Annotated in this window: 19 protein-coding genes and 3 tRNA genes; 5 read left to right on the top strand and 17 right to left on the bottom strand. The window is 52.8% G+C overall.

Annotation, left to right across the window (positions count from 1 at the left end; genetic code table 11):
- Positions 1–16 precede the first annotated feature (16 nt).
- Positions 17–2,437: an ABC transporter permease gene (locus tag HF324_RS15010; protein WP_168803263.1), complete on the bottom strand. Its 2,421-nt coding sequence runs from the start codon at positions 2,435–2,437 to the stop codon at positions 17–19.
- 236 nt (positions 2,438–2,673) lie between these two features.
- Positions 2,674–3,567 (bottom strand): hypothetical protein, encoded by an 894-nt coding sequence (locus tag HF324_RS15005; RefSeq protein ID WP_168803262.1) that lies wholly within the window; start codon positions 3,565–3,567, stop codon positions 2,674–2,676.
- A gap of 99 nt (positions 3,568–3,666) precedes the next feature.
- Between HF324_RS15005 and HF324_RS15000 the strand changes: the two genes are divergently transcribed.
- Entirely contained in the window at positions 3,667–4,407 is a 741-nt protein-coding gene (locus tag HF324_RS15000; RefSeq protein ID WP_168860183.1) for a glycine-rich domain-containing protein, read from the top strand.
- 27 nt (positions 4,408–4,434) lie between these two features.
- The gene (locus HF324_RS14995) at positions 4,435–4,788 is read left to right on the top strand and encodes a hypothetical protein (protein WP_168803260.1); all 354 of its coding nucleotides are present in this window, start codon (positions 4,435–4,437) and stop codon (positions 4,786–4,788) included.
- A 1-nt stretch (position 4,789) separates the two neighbouring features.
- Here the strand turns inward: HF324_RS14995 and HF324_RS14990 are convergent, their stop codons facing one another.
- The 7 genes from HF324_RS14990 to HF324_RS14960 all read right to left on the bottom strand — a co-directional run bounded on the left by HF324_RS14990 (position 4,790) and on the right by HF324_RS14960 (position 14,571).
- Complete coding sequence (locus tag HF324_RS14990; protein WP_168860182.1) at positions 4,790–5,968, bottom strand: acetyltransferase domain-containing protein; 1,179 nt, start codon at positions 5,966–5,968, stop codon at positions 4,790–4,792.
- A 79-nt stretch (positions 5,969–6,047) separates the two neighbouring features.
- The gene (locus HF324_RS14985; protein ID WP_168860181.1) at positions 6,048–9,296 is read right to left on the bottom strand and encodes a S41 family peptidase; all 3,249 of its coding nucleotides are present in this window, start codon (positions 9,294–9,296) and stop codon (positions 6,048–6,050) included.
- A 257-nt stretch (positions 9,297–9,553) separates the two neighbouring features.
- Positions 9,554–10,000: a DinB family protein gene (locus HF324_RS14980; protein ID WP_168803257.1), complete on the bottom strand. Its 447-nt coding sequence runs from the start codon at positions 9,998–10,000 to the stop codon at positions 9,554–9,556.
- Positions 10,001–10,009: 9 nt separating this feature from the next.
- Positions 10,010–11,914 (bottom strand): AAA domain-containing protein, encoded by a 1,905-nt coding sequence (locus tag HF324_RS14975; protein ID WP_168803256.1) that lies wholly within the window; start codon positions 11,912–11,914, stop codon positions 10,010–10,012.
- Positions 11,915–11,981: 67 nt separating this feature from the next.
- Positions 11,982–12,836: a YwqG family protein gene (locus tag HF324_RS14970; protein WP_168860180.1), complete on the bottom strand. Its 855-nt coding sequence runs from the start codon at positions 12,834–12,836 to the stop codon at positions 11,982–11,984.
- A gap of 16 nt (positions 12,837–12,852) precedes the next feature.
- Entirely contained in the window at positions 12,853–13,497 is a 645-nt protein-coding gene (gene trhA, locus HF324_RS14965; protein ID WP_220100752.1) for a PAQR family membrane homeostasis protein TrhA, read from the bottom strand.
- Between the two features lie 72 nt (positions 13,498–13,569).
- Positions 13,570–14,571, bottom strand: coding sequence for a hypothetical protein (locus tag HF324_RS14960; RefSeq protein ID WP_168860179.1), 1,002 nt, complete (start codon positions 14,569–14,571; stop codon positions 13,570–13,572).
- Positions 14,572–14,664: 93 nt separating this feature from the next.
- Here HF324_RS14960 and HF324_RS14955 point away from each other — a divergent pair, with 93 nt between their 5' ends.
- Together HF324_RS14955 and HF324_RS14950 are read left to right on the top strand one after the other, a co-directional pair.
- Positions 14,665–16,122 carry an SDR family NAD(P)-dependent oxidoreductase gene (locus tag HF324_RS14955; RefSeq protein WP_168860178.1) on the top strand — a complete coding sequence of 486 codons (1,458 nt, stop codon included), beginning with the start codon at positions 14,665–14,667 and terminating at the stop codon, positions 16,120–16,122.
- 36 nt (positions 16,123–16,158) lie between these two features.
- Positions 16,159–17,136, top strand: coding sequence for a leucine-rich repeat domain-containing protein (locus HF324_RS14950; RefSeq protein WP_168860177.1), 978 nt, complete (start codon positions 16,159–16,161; stop codon positions 17,134–17,136).
- 19 nt (positions 17,137–17,155) lie between these two features.
- Here the strand turns inward: HF324_RS14950 and HF324_RS14945 are convergent.
- The 7 genes from HF324_RS14945 to HF324_RS14915 all read right to left on the bottom strand — a co-directional run bounded on the left by HF324_RS14945 (position 17,156) and on the right by HF324_RS14915 (position 20,082).
- Positions 17,156–17,227 (bottom strand) — tRNA-Ala (locus tag HF324_RS14945).
- A gap of 89 nt (positions 17,228–17,316) precedes the next feature.
- Positions 17,317–18,279: a zinc-binding dehydrogenase gene (locus HF324_RS14940; protein ID WP_168860176.1), complete on the bottom strand. Its 963-nt coding sequence runs from the start codon at positions 18,277–18,279 to the stop codon at positions 17,317–17,319.
- A gap of 44 nt (positions 18,280–18,323) precedes the next feature.
- Positions 18,324–18,620, bottom strand: a complete 297-nt coding sequence (locus HF324_RS14935; protein WP_246269540.1) for an ArsR/SmtB family transcription factor — start codon at positions 18,618–18,620, stop codon at positions 18,324–18,326.
- Between the two features lie 316 nt (positions 18,621–18,936).
- A tRNA-Cys gene (locus tag HF324_RS14930) sits at positions 18,937–19,012 on the bottom strand.
- A 12-nt stretch (positions 19,013–19,024) separates the two neighbouring features.
- Positions 19,025–19,094 (bottom strand) — tRNA-Trp (locus HF324_RS14925).
- Positions 19,095–19,129: 35 nt separating this feature from the next.
- The gene (locus HF324_RS14920; RefSeq protein ID WP_168860175.1) at positions 19,130–19,486 is read right to left on the bottom strand and encodes a GIY-YIG nuclease family protein; all 357 of its coding nucleotides are present in this window, start codon (positions 19,484–19,486) and stop codon (positions 19,130–19,132) included.
- Positions 19,483–20,082, bottom strand: a complete 600-nt coding sequence (locus HF324_RS14915) for a TetR/AcrR family transcriptional regulator (protein ID WP_168803248.1) — start codon at positions 20,080–20,082, stop codon at positions 19,483–19,485. The genes HF324_RS14920 and HF324_RS14915 overlap by 4 nt, the downstream gene beginning before the upstream one ends.
- Before the next feature lie 249 nt (positions 20,083–20,331).
- On the opposite strand from HF324_RS14915, the gene cfa reads away from it, so the two are divergent.
- Positions 20,332–21,498 (top strand): cyclopropane fatty acyl phospholipid synthase, encoded by a 1,167-nt coding sequence (gene cfa / locus HF324_RS14910; protein WP_168860174.1) that lies wholly within the window; start codon positions 20,332–20,334, stop codon positions 21,496–21,498.
- Here the strand turns inward: cfa and HF324_RS14905 are convergent.
- Positions 21,488–22,321: a class I SAM-dependent methyltransferase gene (locus HF324_RS14905; RefSeq protein ID WP_168860173.1), complete on the bottom strand. Its 834-nt coding sequence runs from the start codon at positions 22,319–22,321 to the stop codon at positions 21,488–21,490. The genes cfa and HF324_RS14905 overlap by 11 nt on opposite strands.
- Between the last annotated feature and the right edge of the window lie 78 nt (positions 22,322–22,399).

Genomic DNA, 22,399 nt, shown 5'->3' with positions numbered 1-22,399 from the left:
TAATATACGAAAAGAATTAACGCAACGCCACTACCGGATTAGCCCGCGCAGCCTTTACCGCCTGCAGACAGATAGTGACAATGGTAATAAGGACGGCCAGCAACGCCGTGGCGGCAAACACCCACCATCCGATACTGATACGGTAGGCAAAATCCTGCAGCCAGCGGTCCATGATCCACCAGGCCAACGGCGACGCCACTACGATAGCCACCGCCACCAGCTTCAGGAAGTCACGGGACAATAACGCCACGATGCTGGTCACGCTGGCGCCCATCACCTTCCGGATGCTGATCTCTTTGGTCCGCTGTTCCGCCGCGTAGGTCACCAGCCCGAACAACCCGAGGCAGGAAATCAGGATGGCAAAGCAGGTAAAGGAAACAAAGATCTTACCGGTACGCTGGTCGGCTGCATAGAGGCGACTGAAATCGTCGTCGAGGAAAGTGTACTGGAAAGGCTGGCCTTCCATGCCGGCCACACTGTGGTACTTATCTTCCATTTTACTGAGCAGCGCGGGGATATCAGCGGTACGGATGCGGAAAGCCATCATATCGGGGCGCTTTGCCAGCCGCATAACGATGGGCGGTATCCTGGTGCGCAGCGAACCGCTGTTAAAATCCTTTACGATACCGATAATACGCAATGGTTTATTGCCTTCATAATTGGCGTACAGGAAGCGGTTATTCAGATCGGTATATCCCAGCAGCTTAGCGGCGGTTTCATTGATCAGCAGCGCGTTGCTGTCGGAAGGAATGGACGGTGAGAAATTGCGGCCGCCCGCGAGCTGCATACCCAGCGTGCTGACATAATCCGCGTCTACCTTCCATTCAAACAGTCCCATTACCTGCCCGGCGCTGGCTGCGGCATCTTTAGCGAAGATAGCGGTACTCATAATGGTGGATACCGGTAAGGCGTCCGTCATGGTACCTGCCTGCACCCCCGGCAGTTTCAGCACCTCCTCCTTGAAGGCTTCGGCATGCACCCAGAGTGACAGTGTATTTTTCAATACCACCACCTGCTCACGGCTGTAGCCCAGCTTTTTATTGCGGATGTAACTCAACTGGCTGTAGATGACCAGTGTGCCTACGATCAGGACCACCGCCGTGGAAAACTGGAACACCACAAGGCTGTTGCGCAGCCACCCACCCCGGAAACCTGTCGCCAGCTTCCCTTTCAGCACCTGCACCGGTTCAAACGAAGAGAGGAAAAAGGCTGGGTAACTACCCGCCAGCAGTCCTACCACAAAAACGGTGGCCAGCATGCCGGTCAATAACCACTTATTCAGCAGCATGTCCGGCGTAATCGCTTTACCGGCGACCTGGTTGAGGTAAGGCAACAGCAGCAGCGCCAATGCCACGGCTATCAATGCTGCGATCGTTGTCGTCAGCATAGACTCGGTAAGGAACTGCGTGATCAGGTTGGAACGTTGAGAGCCCAGCGCCTTCCGCACGCCGACTTCCCTCGAACGGCCGGCAGAGCGGGCCGTAGAGAGATTCATAAAATTGACGCAGGCGATCAGCAGGATAAACACCGCTACTACCGTGAATATATATACATACTGAATATTACCGCCCGGTTCCACCTCGTTGGTGAAAGGAGAATACAGGTGGATTTTGGTAAGCGGCAGTACATCATACCGGAAATGGCCGTTGCTGCGTTCCAGTTCGTCGATACTGCTGCCGATCATCGCTTTCAGCGGCCCATCCATATAGGTTTTTGTCAGCGTTTTCAGCTGACTGAGGAGCGTAGCTTCGTTGACGCCTGGCCGTACCAGCAGGTAGGTATCGTAATTATCGGCCATCCATGCTGTATTACGACTATCTTCGAGGCTGGCCATGGACCAGATAAAATCATAATGCATGTGCGAAGCGGCCGGCATATCTTTCATGACGCCGGTCACCATATAATCGTCCGTATTGTTGATATGCATTATTTTACCCACGGCAGCAGCGGTACTACCGAAATACTTTCCGGCCATCTTTTCTGAGATGACCATCGTATATGGTTTGGTAAGCGCTGTTTTAGGGTCGCCGGCAAGCATGGGCAGGGTAAACACCTCAAACAGGGTGGAGTCCGCGAACCCGGCATTATGTTCCATCAATGTTTCGTTTCCTTTTTTGATCAGGACGGAACGATCGCCAAAACCACGGAACCGCACATAATTTTCGATGCCCGGGAAGTCTTTCATCATGGTAGCGCCCAGCTGCGCCGGCGTATACCTTTCCCGGAAAGCGTTACCGTTGACAAGGAAATCCGCATTCACCCGGTAAATACGGTCCGCCTTACGATTGTACCGGTCGTAGCTCAGTTCATCCATCACAAAAAGCGTGATCAGCAAACAGGTAGCCAATGCCACAGCAAGACCGAAAATGTTAATAGCAGCATATCCCTTGCTGCGTACAAGGTTCCTGACAGCGATTTTAAAGTAGTTCCTGATCATTGAACAGTTGGATGTTTGCCCTTGCAGTAAAAAGACAATGCCACATTTCAATATACTGAAAATCAAACAGTTGATTTTCCTGCTTCAAGATAAATGTACGATTTTAAAACAGGCCCTGTCCATTTCCGGACACAGGCAATTACGAATTACGAATTACGAATTGAGGGTCCCTTTTTGGAAAGGTTATTAAATAACCGCTCTGATAAGGGACCCTCAATTCGTAATTCGTAATTGCCTTAGTGTTCCATGATACGGTTCTCGCGTACGTCTTTCAGGTGCGTCATGATATGCGGGGGTAACAGCGGACTATCAAACGGCAGGTCAATAGACATTTTTTCAAAGTTACGGGCATGTGGCACACGATCGAAGATTTCGTAGAGCGCTATGGGTTCTTCCGTGAAACTAACGCAGGTACTGATAAACGAAAGTTCATTGACCTGGAAACCGGGGCGTTTCATTTTATCCTCCACGTCTTTCAGCCGGCCTACAAAATGGCGCTGCCGGATGAAAGTAGTACTGTTCATGATGATAAAGAGGTAATTGGCGAACGAAGTGATTTTGCCGTAATACATGTGGTTATCCCGGCCGGTCCGCTCCACCAGGTATTCATCCCCGGAGCGGTATATCTCAAGCGAAGAGCGCCAGATGCGGTCGCCCTCTTCCTGGTCACGCATCGGCAGATTGCGGTTGTAGCAGTACCAGTAACCTACCAGGTGCTCCAGCAGCTTATGGTTGACCGGCGCCAGCGGTATATTGATCTTCAGTTCATGGAAAGGAAATCCTTCCGTGGCGGTATTGATAAAATCGATGTAATTCGTGTACCCCAGCGCGTTAGCGATGGTGTTTAACCTGGAGAAGTTGGGGCTGCTGATAGCGGCCGCGGCAGTCCGGTTTTTCCACGGTTTCAGTTTTTTGATGATCAGGTGTTCGTAGAAATAGTTGTCGCCGAAAGACAGCGGGGCAGCCGCCGCTTTTTTCTTCTTCCGCTGTTTGTCCAGCAGCGCGTTAAATTCACCGGCCACATGCGCCCACTCTGTTTTGGAGACGTCTTTCCATTCTTTTTTACGGAGGAAATGCCAGGAGATATAGTTCATCAGGCGTTCCAGGTTAACCAACTCTTCCCTTGTCATGATAATACGATTTTAAGACGAAAAAAAGACGCTGTAAGATAATCAGAAGATTTGGGTATTATCGGAAAAAGCGAATTTACTTTCAACTAAAAAAGACAAATGATGACAAGTATGACTAACACTACGCCCCGTATCCGCGAAGGGACCGACTTCAGACAGGACCCGCTCTGGCAAAGAATTGAAGCTTTTCAGCTGGATGACCCCACAGCCCCGCTGCCCTTCTCACGGAAACTGGCCCGGGAAAACGACTGGAACGAACGCTTCACCAGCAGGGCCATCACAGAATACCGCCGCTTCGTTTATCTCTGCTGCATCTCTCCTACCGGCGCCTCTCCTTCGTATGTGATCGACCAGGTATGGCACAAACACCTGCTTTATACGGAGAACTACTGGGATGAATTCTGTGAAAAGGTCCTCGGCCGGAAACTTCACCATCACCCTTCCAAGGGCGGCCCTCCGGAACGGGAAAAACACGACGACTGGTTCCGGCAAACCCTCCGGCTTTATAGGACCGTTTTCGATGAAAGTCCGCCTCCTGATATCTGGTACAACACTCCACGTTCTCCCCGAAAACGTCTCCGCTCCCGCTTCTTTCCACGACTGCTCCCTTTATTATTGTTCCTCAGTTTGCTGCTGACAGGCTGCACGCCCGGCGAAACAGTGTTCGGATTAATCGTACTGGCGCTCCTCGCTTATAATACGGCGCGCAAGTCCGCCAAAAACCAAAGCGACGGCGACTCCTCCGGTAGTGCCTGCGGCGGCGGCAGTTCCTGCGGAAGCAGTTGCAGCAGTAGCTGCGGAGGCGGATGCGGCGGTTGTGGCGGAGGCGGCGGAGATTAAGTTCATTTACCACAAAAACAGATCACTATGCGAACTATATCCAGACAGACAAGCTACCTTATCCTGACAGCCAGCGGCGCTGTCATCCTTGCCTTCCTGCGTTTTTCCTATCACCGCTTCAACCCTTTCCACCTTGCCGGTAAACAATTCCTGGGCTTCTACAGCCTGCTGTTGTTGTTTACACTGGGCAACGTGTTGCTGCTACGGCGGCAATATCCCCGGATGGCCGGTGCGGTCAACGGGTTCTGCCTGCTGCTGGGCATCGCGCGGCTGATACAGGGCATGTATCACCATAAGCCTGTCGGTTACCTGATGTTATTGTTGATGTTCCCTGTTATCATAGCTTTCTCACTGAAATCCGCCTCTGACACCGCGGCCTGACTTACAGATAACTCAGCCACCATTGCCGGTGTGCCGCCCGGTACCCGTCAAACCAGCGGCAGGGCTTATACAGCGCCGCTACCACTCCGATCCAGATAAGATATACTAACGGCAACGCATAACCGAATTCGGCCGGCCTGAACCAGAAGGGCACCTGCGCAATCTGCGCGGAGGAATGTCCTGTGCTGAAAAACACGATCACCAGCAGGGCATGCAGCAGGTAAAAATGCAGTACATAATAGAAGAAGGGCACCCGGCCATAAACCGTTAATACCCCGCTCCATCTCTGTTGCAGGTTTTCAAAGGCAGCCAGCGCCAGCAGTGCCGGACCGAGGGTCATGGCTGCGTATTGCAGGGACGGCGGGTATTTGCTGGTATCGAAGAATGACAATACATTGGACCAGCCATCCGGATATATTTTACGGGGAGTGGGATTACCATACAGGTTGATCCACCGCAACAACACAAACAGGGCTATTAACGCCACACCGGCCATGATCAGCCGTTGTTTTCTTTTGGCGGCAGGAAAGTCGCGGGTAAACCAGCTTCCGATACTATACCCCAGCAACATGATGCCTGTCCACGGTAATATCGCGTAAAATATGCCCAGCAGGTGGGCGGCATCCAACGGCACCACGGTGCCGCGGGCTGTCAGCAGCATCTGCCACACGACAGCCGCCGTCCCTTCCGCCGGAAATTTCATATAGTCGACAACGTTATGACCAAAGAATAATAGTATGCCTGCTATGAACACCGCTTTCCGTGACCACCAGCTCAGCAGTCCCAGCATCACCATGCTCCATCCGATGGCCCATATCACCTGGAGAATGATAAAATTAAAGGAGGGATTGAAAGTAAGCCCCAGCGTTATCAGTGTCACTTCCACCAGCACCAGCCACAGGCCTCTTTTAACGAGGAAGCCCGCCGCGTCCTGCCGCGTCCTCTTCTGTGCTGCCAGGAAGGCCGATACGCCGGAGAGGAAAACAAAAGTGGGCGCACAGAAATGTGTGATCCAGCGGGTAAAGTACAACATCGTGCTGGTGGTGGCAGGATCGAGCGGATCCGCCGTCATGGCCGTACGATGAAAAAAATCACGGGTATGGTCCAGGGCCATAATTACCATCACGAGGCCACGCAGCACATCAATGGAAGTTACCCTGTAGGGGGTGGTTGTGTTCATGTGGACGGTTTTAAAAAAAGTCAGCCCGTCCGGTAATGGGTACCAAACGGGCCGACGGTGTAACGACTATAAATATACGTTATCTTTTTTCATATGCCGGTGTTTCCGGCGCTTTATATCCTTTGGACTGCAGCAGTGCTTTAATTTCGGTAATGCCGCGCTCGAGCTGCGGATCAACGCCTCTGGCCATATCGCCCAGGTTTTCGTCTACCGCGATATCCGGGTCTACGCCGTGGCCTTCGGGGAACCAGGTACCGTCGGCGTAATACATACGGAAGCTGGGGGCCGTCACGTCTCCGCCGTCAATCAGCGAAGGCGTACCGGAGTAGCCGATCAAACCGCCCCAGGTGCGGGTACCGATCAACGGGCCCAGGTCTCTTCTACGGAAGTAGTCCGGGAAAGCGTCTCCGCCGGAACCGCTCCAGCCGTTGATCAGCATTACTTTAGGCCCGAAGTGGCCTACCAGCGGCGCTGATATCGGCTCTCCGTCGCGGGTGGCCCAGTAAGCCAGCGGTTTGCGGTTGAGCAGTTCTATGAAACGGTCAGGTATCTGACCGCCGTTGTTGAAACGTTCGTCAATGATCAGTGCGGCCTTGTTCCACTGGGCGCTGAACTGGCGGACCAGTTCATCCTGACCGTCGATGCCGGTGCTGGGAACAAAGATGTAGCCTACCTGGTTATTGGTAGCTTCCGCCACATGTTTGCGGTTGCTTTCGATCCAGGCCAGATGGCGCAGGCGGTATTCATTGCCGATGGCTTTCACCACCGCTGTTTTAGCGCCCTCAAAAGAAGGACGGGCGTTATAGGTGATCTCCACGGCTTTACCTGCCAGTCCCTGGAAAGCGCTGAAAGGCTCAGCGGCAGTAGTCAGCGGTACGCCGTTGACCGCCAGGATATAGGTGCCTTCCGGGATATTGACGCCCGGCTCGTCCAGCGGGGAGCGGGCTTCAGCGTCCCAATCGGCGCCGCGGATAATGCGTTTCACTTTATAGAACTTACCATCCGCTTCCCAGTCACAACCCAGGTATCCTACATTCATTTCCTTCGGTGTCTCCAGGTCGCCGCCAGACACATAGGCGTGTGAGGCGTTCATTTCCGAGATCATTTCGCCGATCACGAAATTTACTTCCTCACGGGTGCGGGCGCCTTCGAGGATGCGGGCGTATTTCTCTTTCATGCCGGCCCAGTTAACGCCGTGCATATGCCGATCGTAGAAGAAATCGCGTTCTATGCGCCATGCTTCGTTAAACAACTGCTTCCATTCCTGCATCGGATCGAGCAGCATGGTCATTTCATTGAGGCGGAGTTTTTTGTCCACTTTCTGGTTGGCCCCCAGATCGATGATCGCGTAGCGATCGCCGGTAACGAGGATTTTCTTGCCATCGGCAGACACCTGGTACTGTCCCGGGTCTTTGATGATTTCTTTCTCTTCGCGGCTCTCGAGATCATAATATTTCAGGGTAACGGTCCGCTCGCTGACACCGGTATTGGAGGCGTTGTTATAAAGGACTTTGCCTTTCACTGCCGCAAGCCGTGAGTAATTGCCCGCTTCCACCGGCAGCTCGTACAACCGGGATTCGATATTCTCAAGATCGATTTTTACTTCAGGGTTGTTTTTAGCGGTTTCCTCTCCCCCTTTCTTTTTGTCTTCTTTTTTGGGAGATGACTGAGCGGTGTCCTTGCTTACTGCTACCGCGTCGTTTTGGGTGGATGTCACCGGCGGCACATCTTTACGCAGGCTGATCGCCGCCACTTTTGTGGTGTTGGCGTAGATGAAGCTATTCTCCACATCGCTGTAGATGGGCTTAAAGGTCCTGTTGGTGAGCAGGTAAAGATACTTTCCTTCCGGATCAAACACCGGGTCGATGCTTTCGTAGAAGTCGGCCGTCACCTGGTGGCGTTGATTGCCGGGAACATTATAAAGGAAAGCGGCATTGTGCAGGTTATCACAGTCACGGCTATACGCCAGCCAGCGGCTGTCGGAAGACCAGCTGCATTTCCAGGTGCGGAGGGCATCTTCCGTATAGCGCAGGGCTTTGTCTATGTTGGTCACTTTACCGGTAGCCACGTCCACGATATGGATCCGCATGGTCTGGTCGATGAAAGCAATTTTTTTATTGTCGGGCGACCAGTACGCATGGTAGCGGAAACCCGGACCGATGTGGGTTACCTGCCTGGCGGCTTCTTCTTTGCCATTTTCGGCGATCCACAGTTCGTAGTCACCGGTCTGATCGCTCCACCAGGCGATATACTTTCCATTGGGGGACCAGGACGCATCTCTTTCAGCGGCGCCGCTGGTGCGGGTGAGATCTTTCACGAAACCGTTTTCAGCAGGCAGGGAGAACACTTCGCCGCGGGCGCCGATGAGTGCGCGTTTACCATCGGGGCTGATGTCTGCGTACTGGATGTCTTTATCCGTTTTGATCGTGCGTGGTTTCAGGGTAGCCACGTCTGTGGTGATATTGATTTTTACTTCTTTGGACTGCTGCGATTCCAGGGAGAGCGTGTACAGTTTACCGCCCGCTTCGTATACGATATCGGTTGGGCCCATGGCGGGCGTATGTACGTCATAGTCGGTATAATGTGTTACCTGTTCAAAGGTTTTGGTATCTGTTTTATACCGCCATAGGTTCATTCTTTTCTCCGGCCCCCGGTCAGACAGCAGGTACACGTAATTGTTGTACCACATCGGAAATTCATCCCCGGCTTCGCTTTTAGCGGATATATTTTCTGACTGGCGGGTATCGAAGTGATAGATATGGATGTTGGCCTTCATACCGCCGCGGTAGCGTTTCCAGGTACGGGCGCTTTGCGAGCGGATAGCCACGGCGATGCTTTTACCGTCGGGCGAGTAGCTGCCGAATTCGGCGTAGGCCAGGGGTAGTTTGACGGCCGAACCGCCGGTTTCCGGTATCGTATAAAACTGGTTGAAGCGGTCTTTCGTGCTTTCGCGGCGGGAGGAGAAAAGCACCTGTTTACCGTCCAGTGTCCAGTCGATGACCATATCGGGAGTACCATGCTGCGTGAGGCGTAAAGGCACGCCGCCGGTCACCGGCATCACGTAAGCATCGAGGTTGCCATCGTAATTGGCCGAGAACGCGAGCTTGCTGCCGTCGGGCGAAAAGCGGGGATACATCTCCATACCTGCCGGAGAGGTAATCCTGATGGCGGTACCGCCCTCTTTGGGCACGAGCCAGATGTCGTTGGCATAACTGAAGGCGATCTGCGTACGGGAAACGTCCGGGTAGCGGAACAGGCTGGCACTCACCTGCGCATAGGAATGGGCGCCCAACAGGCACGCCATGGCCAGCATAATGTTTTTCTTCATAAGCGGTTGATTGTTAAAGGGTCTTCTCCGGAGGTTGATTTTCCGGATAAACGAATGTAACAAAAACGAAACATTTTATATTAAATTATCTATGTCGTTTAAAAGACGACTGTGCTACAGAAAAGTTGCTTTCTGCGGTATTTATTTTTTTGTGATGAGGTAAAACGCTGCATCATCCAACGCTGAACGGAATAAAAAAAGGGCGCAGCAGGATATCCTGCTACGCCCCTGCGTAAAAAAGGTCTGTATAAATGCCGTTACCGGTAAGACACCAGCTGCTGCAAATGATGTTCCAGGTGCACAACGTAGTCTTCTATCAGGAAAGCCAGTGTCACCAGTTCCGTGCCGCCTGCATAACTGGTGCGCTGCAAAGCATCTTCCGGTATATGACGGGCGATGCCCAGCAGCAGGCGGTTTAAACCCTCCCAGCTATCTGTCAGCTGACGGGCGGACTGGAGCTGATGGTAGCTGTAGCGGTTCCATTCATCCTGGTTATACCCGATGCGGGGCGTTTCCTCAAACTGCACCCTCACAAAACGCTGGTGGTTATTGGCGGCACTGTCTATCAGGTGGCCCAGTATTTCTTTTTTGCTCCACTTTGTGGGAAGAGGTTTAAAAGCGAAATCTTCTTCACTGATATTTTTTAACAGCGCCGGGATGGTGTTACACAGGTGTTCCCAACGGTCAAGGCTTGCTGTGATCATATAGTTAGTTTATAAGTCCATAAATTCCCAGGCGCTCTGGTAAGCGTTCTGTGTTTCTGCGTAGGCGATGAAGCCAGCGTAGAAAGGTAACTGTGATAAGGTGGCGCTGTCGCCGACCACGACCAGCTTTTTCCTTGCTCGGGTCATGGCCACGTTCATGCGGCGTATATCGGAGAGGAAGCCGATGTTGTTATCGGCATTGCTGCGGGTCATGCTGATGTATACCACGTCCCGCTCCTGCCCCTGGAAGCTGTCGATCGTATTCACGGAAATACTGGCGGCATGCGGCTGCAGCTCCGCGGCGTGTTGCAGCTGCTCCTGCAACAGGTATACCTGTTGTTTGTAGGGAGAGATGATAGCTATTTCCGGGAAGGTATTGTTGCCCGGTTGTGCTTTCAGGGCGGCTACCAGCTGCAGCAGATGGCGGAACAGGAAGGACGCTTCTTCCGGGTTGGAGGTGCTGGTGCCTTCTGCTTTTTCATCGAAGCCGCAGCCGGCGGTATCTACGAAGGCCAGCGGCATATCGTCTGCAAACAGGCGGTGGCCGGCCACCGTATGATGGGCCTTTAGTTTGTTATCATAAAAAACAGCCGAGGCATACCCCATGATCATTTCGTTCATGCGGTACTGTTCTTCCAGCAGCACTACCGCTTCCGGGTGCAGGGCCACACTCTTTTCCAGCAGCGTGTTACTAAGCCCCAGGCGGGCCGCTTCGGCCGACTTGATGGTCGGTGGCAGCTGGCAGTGGTCTCCGGCGAAGATGACTTTCTGCGCTTTGATGATGGGTATCCAGCACGCGGGTTCCAGCGCCTGGCCGGCTTCGTCGATCACCACTGTTTTATAACGCACGTTCCGCACGGTGTAGTGGTTGGCGCCGACGAGCGTGGCAGTGATCACCTGTGCTTTGGCAATCAGGTCGTCCGTAATATACTGCTCTGTCTTATCCACCTCTTTCATGATCTTATGCGCTTCATCAAAGAGGGCTTTGCGTTGTTCTCTTTCCGCCTTGCCGAAGTTACGCTTGTATTTATGCGCCATGTTTTTGAACTCGCTGGCTTGTTTCTTCAGGCGTTTCACTTCCTTCATGCTGGCGTGTTCAGACATTCTGCTGTCGAGCGTGAGCGACGACAAGCGCTCTGATACGCGGGCGGGGTTGCCTACGCGCAGCACATTGAGCCCTTCATCCGCCAGTTTTTCGCTGAGCAGGTCAACGGCCGCATTGCTGGGCGCCACCACCAGTATTTTCTCCTGGTCTTTTTTGATCAGCGCTTTGATGGCCTGTACCAGCGTGGTGGTTTTGCCGGTGCCCGGAGGACCGTGCACAATCGCCAGCTCGTTGGCCGACAGGATTTTATTGACGGCTTCCTGTTGCACGGTATTCAGTCCCGGCAGTGTTACCGGGGGCGTTGTGGTATCGAAGGAGGGTTTTCTTTCACCGGTGAGGATTTTCACCAGATGCCCTTCCGGCTTGTCTGCCAGGGCAGCCGCTTGCTTCAGCGCCTGCTGCATCTCATCGTAACTGTTATCATCGAACAGCAGGTCGATGCCCAGCTTGCCGTTGTCGGCCCATTCCGGCAGCTCGTCCGTACGCAATGTCAGCTTGAGGCGGTTGCCGCCCTGAAAGGTAACGGTGCCTTCCACCCTGTCCTGCAGCGGATCATGATTGGAAAACAATACCGCTGATACGCCGAAACGCAGCTGGTGGGTGATATCCTGGTGAGTAGTACGTTCCACTTCCACGGTGAGATAATCCCCGCGGCTCATTTCCGTGCCCCGGATGGCCACCGGGTACCAGGCAAGGCCGTTCGCCCTGCGTTCTGCCGCGGATGAACTGGCTGTCTGGCGGAGCCAGGATTGTTTATCTTCTTCCCTTTCCTGCCGGAGCAGCTGGAAGAGATTATCGAAATATGACATTGAATCTGAAATACCAGTGAACAAAGACCGCAAGTTAGTCAATGTCCCGGTCATGACCATCACCGTTTCAGGAACTGTACAAAGAGAGATACGTTTGGTCAAACGCCCGGGCAAGCAATGCTTTTTTATCCATCATGAACTGCAGGCAGCCGGCATCTCCCCAGCAGAAGCCCACTTCCTGGTCGGAGTCTACCTGGAGCAACAGGGTCATATCCCGCTCGGCAGCTTCCGCTGCCTGCTGATCGCCTTTAAAGTGCTTCAGCAGCGCGTTACGCGCATTTTTAGGTGAGTAATCATACGGTTGGCCCACGACGAGGTACATGGCCGCTTCAATATTGTGATCATCGTGCTGACCGTCGGGATAGCCACCGATGCGGGCCACACCGTCTGTCAGTTCCGAGCAGAGGTCGTCCATGGCGTCACCTTCGTCATCGGAAAGCACTTCGTAGTCTGCATAGGCATAGTTGGGCGGCATCAGCGCGGCAACAGGCTCCATGCCGTACCCGTTGAACCGCCCTTCCGCTTCCAGGATGGTTACGGCGGGAGGCGGGGTACGTTGCAACCCCGTTTTATCAGCCACATAGATGACCTTATGAGTGATGTCCCTGGCCGTTTCCAGCTCTCCCATAAAAAAATACAGGACACCGGTGGCAGGCAACAGCTGATCTGTTTCCAGCGGATGGATGGTCTCCAGGTCCAGCTGCGCGATGAACGTCATCGGCGCACCTGTTTTCGTTAACGGCCATACAAAACCGGCAGGCAGGTCCGGATCACCGCCTACACGGGAGTTACCGGAGCGCTGATAGTTTTCCCGCGCAGCGCGTTTTAAATTAACAATGGGACGGGCAGCGGACAACACATAATCGGCTACCTCCGTAAGTTCGAATTCGTGGATTAACTCCTTAAACTGTTCAGTGGTCAAGGCTACAATATTTAATTTACATGGATAACAAAATGGCCACATAGTGGCATACCGCCCCGGATAGTACCAACAGATGCCAGAGCGCATGCGTGTATTTGTATTTATCCCACAGGTAGAAGATAACGCCGATGGTATACAAACCACCTCCTACGCACAACATGACGATGACGGACAGCGGCAGGTCGGTGAAGAAACGTTTGCCGCCTACCACCAGTATCCAGCCCATTATCAGGTAGATGATCGTGGAGATGATATCAAACCGCCCCGTGAAAAACACTTTAAACAGGATGCCTACCGCCGTAAGGCCCCACAGGACCGACAACAGCGAGATCCCGAAGGCGTCGTTCATATACACCAGCAGAAAAGGCGTATAGGTACCCGCTATCAGGAAATAGATGCTGATATGATCGAAGATGAGAAATACTTTTTTGACGGCCGACTCCTGGGAGATATGATAGATCGTCGAACAGGTAAATAACAAAATAAAACAAAAACTGTAGATTCCCGCCCCTACAATGCCCGGTGTGTTACCGTGCGTGGCGGCGATGCTGGTGAGTACCGGAAGCCCGCTGATGCCGAATACGATGCCAATAGCATGTACCAGTCCGTTTACGATTTCCTGTTTCCGTGTATAGCCTGTTGGTGAAGCTGTCATTCCCATGAGTCAAAACATTTACCGGCTGTAAATGTAGGACAAACCACGGAGCCACCGCGATAGAGATTGTCTATAGGATTATCTTTTCTTGAGAAATCCGCCGACCATCTCGCCGTTGGTGATCGTTAGTTCCGCACCTGCTTCGTTATACAGCTTGCAGGTGAACTTCATCTTTACTTTCACGCCGTAATATCCCGGATAGCCGGACCAGTCTTCCGCGCTCATGATGGCGAAGGTGCCATCAGGCTGATTGGTGGCGCCGTTCAGCGATGTCCAGGTCACCCCTTTTTCATCCGTCCAGGTGAGCAGCATGCCGTTACCGAAAGTCTGGTTGTTCATGGTCATGTAATTGTAATTGCCCGGCTGGAAGAAATTTTTAAATTCCAGGTCGCTCGCTGCATCAAAATTGGCCAGCATACCCTTGGCGATGATCATTTCTGTTTTGCCCAGCGGGAGATTGGCACTGCCAGCCCAGGAGATACCGGTACCCAGCAGCACATCTGTACCGCCGGTGGTTTGTGAAACGAGCACGTACAGGCTGGCATCTGTCACTTCCTGCACATAGTCTTTCCCGTTAACCGTCATTTTGTAGTAGAAGTCCGCCGGCGGTGCAGGTATTTCAGGACCGTCGCCGCTTACTTTTACAGTAACGCCGCAGGAAGATCCGCTGGTCTTCAGCGGAAAAATAAAAGAGCCTTCCTGTTGAGGCGTTCCCCTGCCCATCAGCGTAATCGTATATTTGCCCGTAGCGGTAAAAGTACCGCCGCCGGTAAATTCCATCCCGTTCACGTTCCCGGTTGTCAGTATCCATGTACCCGGCATGGCCACCTGCACCGTTACCTGTATTTTTGCACCGGCAGCAACAGGGGTGCCGGCTTTAAAAGTGCCGGTTACCACAGCGTCGGAACAGCTGCCGCCCTGATGTTCGAGGGCATAGGCCGCCATCTCGGCCGGTTGCTCAACGGGCCCTGTGACAGGGCTTTCCCTGGAGTACTCTTTGGAGCATCCCCACAGGGAGATAACCGTCAGCAGGGCGAGGAAGGTGCGGGCGCAGTGTATTCGGAAACGTGAGATCATCATTGTGCGTTAAATAGGGTGCAGTCACAAATATATTAACATAAATTAATAAGATCTATCTTTAGTCATCCAATTTATTTTTTAACCCAGCGGACGATGGAGCGAGCATTTACACAAGAAGAATGGGAAGCCTGCATAAAAGTGCTGCAGGTCTTATCAAGAGATCCGGAGCAGTCGCCGGACAACATGGTATTAAAGGGGTTGGTGACCAAACTGTACAAGCGCGCCAAGAAAGACAACAAGGCAGCGGTGGCAGAAGCAGCCCTGACGGCGGTAGCGCCGCCACCGGTGAGGATGACTTTACAGCGGTTGAAGCAAATATCGCAGAAGCAGGATGTATTGCGGCAATACGACAAAAAAGAGGTGCTTTCCCGGACGCAGCTTTTCAGGAAATATGAACAGCCGGACACCGGTCAGCCAGCCGGTAAAGAGGAAAACCTGACGCTGACCGGTCATCAGCGCTGTTACACTTGCCAGGTCCCCTACAGGAACGTGCATTTTTTCTATCATATGCTATGTCCTTCCTGCGCAGCGCTCAACTACAACAAACGGCTGCAGCGCGCCGATCTGCACGGGCGGGTCGCCGTAGTTACCGGCGGCCGCATCAAAATAGGCTATCTCACCGCCCTGCGGCTGCTGCGCGACGGCGCCCGGGTATGGGTGACCACCCGCTTTGCCAAAGACTGTGCGTTGCGCTTCAGCGAAGAAAAAGATTTTTCCGAATGGGGGCACCGGCTGAAGATTGTGGCGCTGGACCTGCGCAGTCCCGGCCAGGTGCAGCAGTTCATACAACAGCTGTACGCCGGTGAGGCCCACCTCGACATCCTGATACATAATGCGGCACAGACGGTCAAAAGGCCGGCTGCTTTTTACCAGCATCTTTTCGCAACGGAAGAAGCGCCGCTGGAAACATTGCCCGCGGCGGTACGGCCGTGCCTCGCTCCTGCCCCGCCCTTCCGCTACCTGGGCGATGGCTGGGAGCAGCAACTGCTGCCCGCCGAAATGCACCAGTGTTTTCCGGCCGGACAGTACGATAAAGACCGGCAGCAGCTAGACCTCCGCACCAGCAACAGCTGGACGCTGCGGCTGGATGAAGTGCCGCCGGGCGAAATGCTGGAGACACAGCTGGTGAACGTGACAGCGCCTTTTATGCTCAACAGCCGCCTGAAAGCGCTGCTGAAACAATCGCCATTTCCGCGCCGGTTTATCATCAACGTATCGGCCATGGAGGGACAGTTTAACCGCGGCTCCAAAACGCCGTACCACCCGCATACCAATATGGCCAAAGCGGCGCTGAATATGATGACACGTACGTCCGCACAGGATTATGCACTGGACGGCATCTACATGAACAGCGTAGACACCGGCTGGATTACGCAGGAAAATCCGCATCCTAAAAAAGAACGGCTATATGATGAAGACGGCTTTGTGCCGCCGCTGGATGAAACCGACGGCATGGCGCGCATCTACGATCCTATCGTGTCCGGCCTCTCCGGTCCGGACATCCCGCTGTTCGGACATTTCCTGAAAGACTACCAGCCGTATGCCTGGTAACACTTATTTCGATCATCACCCTGTAAAAGCAATGATATGCAGAATAATACCGTTGTCTGTCCCGTCGATTATGTAAAAGACACGTTTCCTTTTCACCGGAGCGATCTTGACCCCGTGCTGGCGTACCTCGAAAACAACCAGCCGTTGCCCGTTACCGACCTGGTGTTCCCGGTAGGCACGGTCACTACAGACGGACGGCTGGACATGTGCAAACAACAGCTGGGCGTGGAAGGCGTACAACTGGTGGCTGCCGCGCTGCGGGAGAATACACAGATCAAACATATCCTGATGGGCACCAATGCCTTTGGCAATCCCGGCGCACAGGCCGTGGCAGACCTGGTGTCTGTAAACCGTACGATTGAAACCGTATATCTCGGCTGCAACTACATAGAGCAGGCAGGCACAGAGGCGCTCTGTGAGGCCCTCGGCGGAAACCGGTCCGTTAAAAGCATGTGGCTCAAAAGAAATCCCATCGGCAGCCAGAGCATGAAAAACATTGTACGGCTGCTGCAACAGAACCCGCACCTGCGTACGCTGGACCTGGTGAATACCTGCGCCGGGGAGGGCTTCCTGACACTGCTGGAATACTTGAAAGAAAACAGGACGGTAGAACGGTTGTACCTGAGCGGCAACTACCTGACCGCCGATATGATGATACCTGTCAGCGATATGCTGATCGCCAACAAACACCTGAAATCCCTCTTCCTGAGCGTGAATAATATCGGCGATAAAGGAGTGGCTCATCTAATACGCGGGCTGCAGCAAAACACCACGCTGGAACAGCTTAGCCTGTCCAGCTGCGGTATCGAAGCCGAAGGGATGCAGTTGCTCCATGACCTGCTTTCCTCCAGGCCTTACCTGAAATGGATAGACCTTGGCTATGCCCCTTCCACCAAGGCATTGGGCGCGAAAGGCAATCTGCCGCTGCACCTTTCCGCGATGAAAGATTTCCCGGCGTCGCCCGGCAATTTTGTACATCAGGACAGTAAAGCAATAAAGAGTGTGTATCGTTAACGGAGAGCGAAAAATGTGACAGGACCGGGGAGAATCGAACTCCCACCTCCTGCTTGCAGAGCAGGCGCTCCTCCAATTGAGCCACGGTCCGTCACGGGCGCAAACATAATAACATTTTTCAATATTTATAAAGAATATTGTAAAGCAAGAGAGGCGCACTTTGCAGGCGCCTCTTTCGCTTTACAGTGACAGCACAATTTTACCCAATAAAGGCCTGTCCCGTTTTGCGTCCTCTATTCTCCGATGCGCACTTTGAGCGTCGTCGATCGGATAGACGCTGTCTATCACCGGCTTCACCTGTCCGGTTTCAATTAAGCTGGTAATAGGATGCAGTTCCTCTCTGCTCTGCCGGGTAAAAACAAAATGGTAGGTCGCATTTCGTTCCCAGGCATGGATAAGATTCTGTGGCAGTGCAATGTCCACCAGGGTAACAATGCGGCCGTAGTCGGCCAGGGCTAGCGGACTGTCCGAGAGCGTGCTGCCGCCAACCGTGTCAATGATTACATCCACTCCTCTTCCTTTAGTATGGGCCTGTATCTCTTCGATGTAATTTTTTTTGTGATGGTCAATGACTACATCCGCTCCAAGGCGATGCAGTTGCGCCTGTAAAATGCTCTGACCAGTTGTGTACACAAAAGCCCCCAGTGATTTAGCAACCTGTATGGCTAATGATCCAACGCCACCGGCGCCTCCCGGAATGAGAATGGTATCGCCTTCTTTTAGTTGCGCCCGTACCACCAGCATTTCCCATACCGTTCCGCCAACCAGCGGAGCGGCAGCAGCTTCCTCGTAGCTGAGGTGATCGGGCATTGCGGACAACGAAGATTCGTCCGTCAGATGGTATTCAGCATAACTGCCGGGGCCACCAAACCGCGGGGAATAATAGACTTTATCGCCGGGCCGCCATTTTTTCACGCCTTCACCCACTGCGATCACGTCGCCCGCAACATCGTGACCGGTGATAATGGGCAAATTAAACAGTGGTGCATAGTCTCCCCGCCTTACCTGGTAGTCGAGCGGATTTACGGAGGCTGCCCTTACTCTCACCAGCACCTGGGAATGCCCTGTTACCGAAGGTGTAGGCACTTCTTTTAACCGGAGGACTTCCGGTCCTCCATAATTTTCGATGACAACTGCTTTCATAATTCGATATTTCGCGTATTTTCGAAATGTATAGCATTAAAAAATCAGAATGCCTGTTCAATTAATCCGCTCAGCCGCGCCATTGCCGCCTCGTTACGTTTGTAGTACGTCCACTGGCCGACGCGTGTAGCTTCAACAAGCCCGCATTTTTGCAGGATACTCAGGTAGTCAGACGTTGTGGACAGCGATAACCCGGCTTTTTGGGTAATGTCGCTGACGCAAACGCCGAGATGGGCATCATAGTCCAATAATTCCTCTGCAGGAAAGTGGAGATGTGGCTGTTTGAGCCAGATGAGCATGTTTACCCTGGTGTTGTTGCTGAGCGCTTTGAAGATCAACATTAATTCCATTTTGCAAACATATCGAGATTTTCCGAAATAACGAAATAAAAATTCCAGTCAGTGATTGTTTTGTTTGGCAGGCATTCACATAACCATCTGTGTGTATTTTATATCTGGTCATTACGCCGAAGGTAAGTTGTTATAATACGCGTACACTTCAAAAGAGTGTTATAAGCACCGGGGCCGGAAAGGGCCAAACAGGGCTAGCGCATTTCAAAGCAGTGTGTTTTATAAGCCGGCGATACCAATAAAAAGCGGGCGTTTTTCAGAACGCCCGCTGACGATATCGTATATCCGTAAGGGTTATTACAAAAATTGGTGGAGGAGCAGGGCTCGAACCTACATCTTCCGGCTTATGCTGGCCGGTGTTTTTCCATTTTAAACTATCCCCCTGAATAGCGCAATAAAGCCGGCAGGAATCGAACTTACATCTCACGTTTTGGTGACGTGTATTTTTCCATTAAACTACAGCTTATTGCGGGCGCAATATACTTAAAATCCCTGTCCGATCAGCTTTTCTGCCGGTGATATCCTTTGTCGTGATAGGGCTGCAGTTCTTCGAGGCATAGTTTATACAGTTCCAGCACCTCTTTTTTATAGTCTACTGCAGGGTCCTGTGTATCCTTCAGTTCCTCTATGATCTCGCAGGCAAAATTCTCTTCTCCCAGCCGGTTCCAGTCCTCCTGCAATGCCGTATTGGGATGCCTGTCGGACTGCAGCTGCAACCGCACCGAGTTCCAGGCACGGTCGAGGTCCATGCTGTGATGTATCCATATCCGGTTATCTTTTTTATTGCGCAGGCAGAACACGCCCATGCGGAAAGACATTTGCCGGTAAGCCTCTTTTAATTCTTTTTTCGATTTCATGTGTTCATCTCTTTTAGCTGGCTGTCGATGAAGCTATTGGCTGCTTTCAGGAACGCCGGGTAACCTGCGGGCATCTGCCGGTTGATGTACAACAACAGCAGGCCGGAAAGCCCGTACAGGAGCGCCGCTTTTTTATTGGTTGCCGCTGCCACGCTCACAGCTTTATTTGCGACCAGGTATTTCCATTCTTCTTCGCACAGCCTGTCCAGGAAGCCGGTGATCATAGGAGCTGTCTCCGGCTGTTTGTTCAGCTCCGACAGTTTTTCCATGAAGAACAGTTCAAATATGCCGGGATATTGTACGAAATACTCCAGGTAAGCCAGGAGGATGGCACGCAGCTTCTTCTCTCCTCTTGCCGCTTTGGCGCTGCGGGTGGCCACATGCGCGCTGCATTCTTCCTGGAAGTCCTGTACACAGAGGAATACCAGGTCTTTGGCGTCCTTAAAATAGTTGTACAGCGTGGCAAAGGAATAACCTGCCTTCTCCGCAATGTTGCGGACGCTGACACTTTTCAGTCCTTCGCTTTTCAGGATCTCTTTGGTCGCTTCGATGAAGTACCCCCTGATCCGTTGTTCCTGCAAGGCCTTGTTCTTCATATTAGCCTGTTCACGTTTTTATACCTGCAAATATATTGAACACTGTTCAAATTATAAAACAGTATTCCAAAAAAGCAAACGACAGCCTCAGGCTATACTGCGAGGGGCATGCAGCAGCGGTGGTTTTTACCCGTGAAATATTGTTACATTTGTAGCAGGCGATCGCACCCCCAAACGGCCCGACACCTCAAAAAAATCACTTTGGCGGGAACAAATAGCTCTCCTGGCCTGTTAACTTGTTATACAGCCATGAACAACGAAAAATCAAAGGGTATTGTCACCCGGCTGCTGTCGGCAGCGGGCATCACGGTTAATGGAAGCAACCCGTGGGACATACGCGTATACAACGAAGATTTTTATTCCCGGGCCTTGTACAACGGCTCTCTCGGACTGGGCGAGTCGTATATGGATGGCTACTGGGACTGCCTCCGGCTGGACGAATTCTTTTATAAACTGCTGCGTTCCAACCTCGACAAAAGCGTCCGCAAAAGCATACGGCTGAAGATGGACATCCTGCTGGCCCGCATGTTTAACTTCCAGCGCCCTGCCCGCGCCACCCGTAACGGCCAGCGCCACTACGACGCAGGCAACGATCTTTTCCTGAACATGCTGGACAAACGCCTCGTGTACACCTGCGCATTCTGGGACAACGCCGCCACGCTGGACCAGGCCCAGGAAAACAAACTGGACCTCTCCTGCCGCAAGCTGCAGCTGAAGCCCGGCATGCATGTCCTCGACATTGGTTGCGGCTGGGGAAGCTTTGCGAAGTATGCCGCCGAAAAATACGGGGTAAGCGTCACCGGGGTGACCATCTCCAAAGAACAGCTGGCCCTCGGGCAGCAGCTGTGCGCCGGCCTGCCCGTCACCCTGCGGCTGCAGGACTACCGCCTGCTGAATGAAAAATTCGACGCTATTGTTTCGTTGGGCATGTTTGAGCACGTAGGCTCACATAACTACAGCGAATATATGAAGGTCGCCTCCCGCTGCCTGAAAGATAACGGCCTGTTCCTGCTGCATACCATCGGCGGCAACGAAACGCACGCCTTCACCGATCAGTGGCTCAACAAATACATTTTCCCCGGCGCCGTTATCCCGACGATCCGGCAGATAGGCCAGGCCATAGAAGGTATTTTCGTGATGGAACACTGGGAGAATTTCAGCGTCAACTACGATAAAACCCTCATGGCCTGGTATGAAAACATCAGTGCCAACTGGGACAAGCTCAGGAACCGGTACGATCAGTCTTTCTTCCGCATGTGGAAATATTACCTGTTGTCCTGTGCGGCGTCGTTCCGCGCACGGCATAGCCAGCTATGGCAGATCGTGCTGTCGAAAAGCGGCCTGCCCGGCGGTTACCGCTTCACTACCGCCCTTGAAAACAATGGGCTGACATATGCCGGCGCCATCAGGCCTTAGTGCCTGAAGTCACCCGCAGGCTCCACTGAAAATAAAGCTTGTCGTCTATCACATGCCGCCCTACCGCGCTGGCCACTTCCGACCGGATGATCTCCTGTACCGGCGGCGGGATATCTTTCAGTGCATTGACCACATCCGCGCTCACGCGCGTCACATACTGCCAGTGATCGCCAACTGAATTAAACTGCACAATGCCTGTCAGCGCTTCCTCCTGCACTGCTTGCAAATGGGCTGTTTCAAACCAGTCGGCCATCACCCCGGGCTGCATACAGTGGAACATGCCCGGTACATGCTGGTTGTACAGCTTCCGGCGGGTCACAGCGGCGATGATGTCCAACACAAGACTGATCCACAGGTTTTGCTCCAGCAATCCCCATGCAGACACCGCCAGCCGGCCGCCAGGCTTCAATACCCGGTTGATCTCCCGCAGTCCGTCTGTAATGTTTTTAAAAAACATGACGCCGTTCCTGCATACCACGGCATCGAACCAATGGTCTTCAAAAGGCATGGCGACTGCGTCGCAGCATACCACGTCAAAATTAGCCAATCCTCGTTCTATCGCTTTTCCTTTAGCGATATCCAGCATACGGGTAGATATATCCGTTCCCGTTACCTCCGCTTCCGGATATAACTGTGCAATAGACAATCCCGGCTCGCCGGTCCCCGTGCCGACATCGAGTATCCGCACAGGATTTTTCAGGTGAAGGTGTTGCAACAATGCGGTTGTGACAGGCTTCAGAAAAAGGTTGATAACATTTTCCCATCGTCTGCGATCATCGGACCTATGGTCCCAGTAATCGCCGGGGTGCAAAGCATTTTCCATGGTGGGTGGAATTAAAGGTTCACGAATAGTAACAAATCACTGCACTGGCGAATGGTACAGCCAACGTTAAAAGTACCG

The organism is Chitinophaga oryzae (assembly GCF_012516375.2).
Taxonomy (GTDB): domain Bacteria; phylum Bacteroidota; class Bacteroidia; order Chitinophagales; family Chitinophagaceae; genus Chitinophaga; species Chitinophaga oryzae.
The sequence above is the reverse complement of the archived record's forward strand: the minus strand, read 5'-3'. Positions and strand labels throughout refer to the sequence as shown.

Bases quoted from the DNA above. Each gene is read 5' to 3' on its own strand.
- HF324_RS14990 (WP_168860182.1), bottom strand. From the start codon at position 5,968: ATGAACACAACCACCCCCTACAGGGTAACTTCCATTGATGTGCTGCGT.
- HF324_RS15000 (WP_168860183.1), top strand. From the start codon at position 3,667: ATGATGACAAGTATGACTAACACTACGCCCCGTATCCGCGAAGGGACC.
- HF324_RS14995 (WP_168803260.1), top strand. From the start codon at position 4,435: ATGCGAACTATATCCAGACAGACAAGCTACCTTATCCTGACAGCCAGC.
- HF324_RS14915 (WP_168803248.1), bottom strand. From the start codon at position 20,082: ATGAAGAACAAGGCCTTGCAGGAACAACGGATCAGGGGGTACTTCATC.
- HF324_RS14980 (WP_168803257.1), bottom strand. From the start codon at position 10,000: ATGATCACAGCAAGCCTTGACCGTTGGGAACACCTGTGTAACACCATC.
- cfa (WP_168860174.1), top strand. From the start codon at position 20,332: ATGAACAACGAAAAATCAAAGGGTATTGTCACCCGGCTGCTGTCGGCA.
- HF324_RS14935 (WP_246269540.1), bottom strand. From the start codon at position 18,620: ATGTTGATCTTCAAAGCGCTCAGCAACAACACCAGGGTAAACATGCTC.
- HF324_RS14960 (WP_168860179.1), bottom strand. From the start codon at position 14,571: ATGATGATCTCACGTTTCCGAATACACTGCGCCCGCACCTTCCTCGCC.
- trhA (WP_220100752.1), bottom strand. From the start codon at position 13,497: ATGGGAATGACAGCTTCACCAACAGGCTATACACGGAAACAGGAAATC.
- HF324_RS14920 (WP_168860175.1), bottom strand. From the start codon at position 19,486: ATGAAATCGAAAAAAGAATTAAAAGAGGCTTACCGGCAAATGTCTTTC.
- HF324_RS14940 (WP_168860176.1), bottom strand. From the start codon at position 18,279: ATGAAAGCAGTTGTCATCGAAAATTATGGAGGACCGGAAGTCCTCCGG.
- HF324_RS14955 (WP_168860178.1), top strand. From the start codon at position 14,665: ATGGAGCGAGCATTTACACAAGAAGAATGGGAAGCCTGCATAAAAGTG.
- HF324_RS14975 (WP_168803256.1), bottom strand. From the start codon at position 11,914: ATGTCATATTTCGATAATCTCTTCCAGCTGCTCCGGCAGGAAAGGGAA.
- HF324_RS14950 (WP_168860177.1), top strand. From the start codon at position 16,159: ATGCAGAATAATACCGTTGTCTGTCCCGTCGATTATGTAAAAGACACG.
- HF324_RS14985 (WP_168860181.1), bottom strand. From the start codon at position 9,296: ATGAAGAAAAACATTATGCTGGCCATGGCGTGCCTGTTGGGCGCCCAT.
- HF324_RS15005 (WP_168803262.1), bottom strand. From the start codon at position 3,567: ATGACAAGGGAAGAGTTGGTTAACCTGGAACGCCTGATGAACTATATC.
- HF324_RS15010 (WP_168803263.1), bottom strand. From the start codon at position 2,437: ATGATCAGGAACTACTTTAAAATCGCTGTCAGGAACCTTGTACGCAGC.
- HF324_RS14905 (WP_168860173.1), bottom strand. From the start codon at position 22,321: ATGGAAAATGCTTTGCACCCCGGCGATTACTGGGACCATAGGTCCGAT.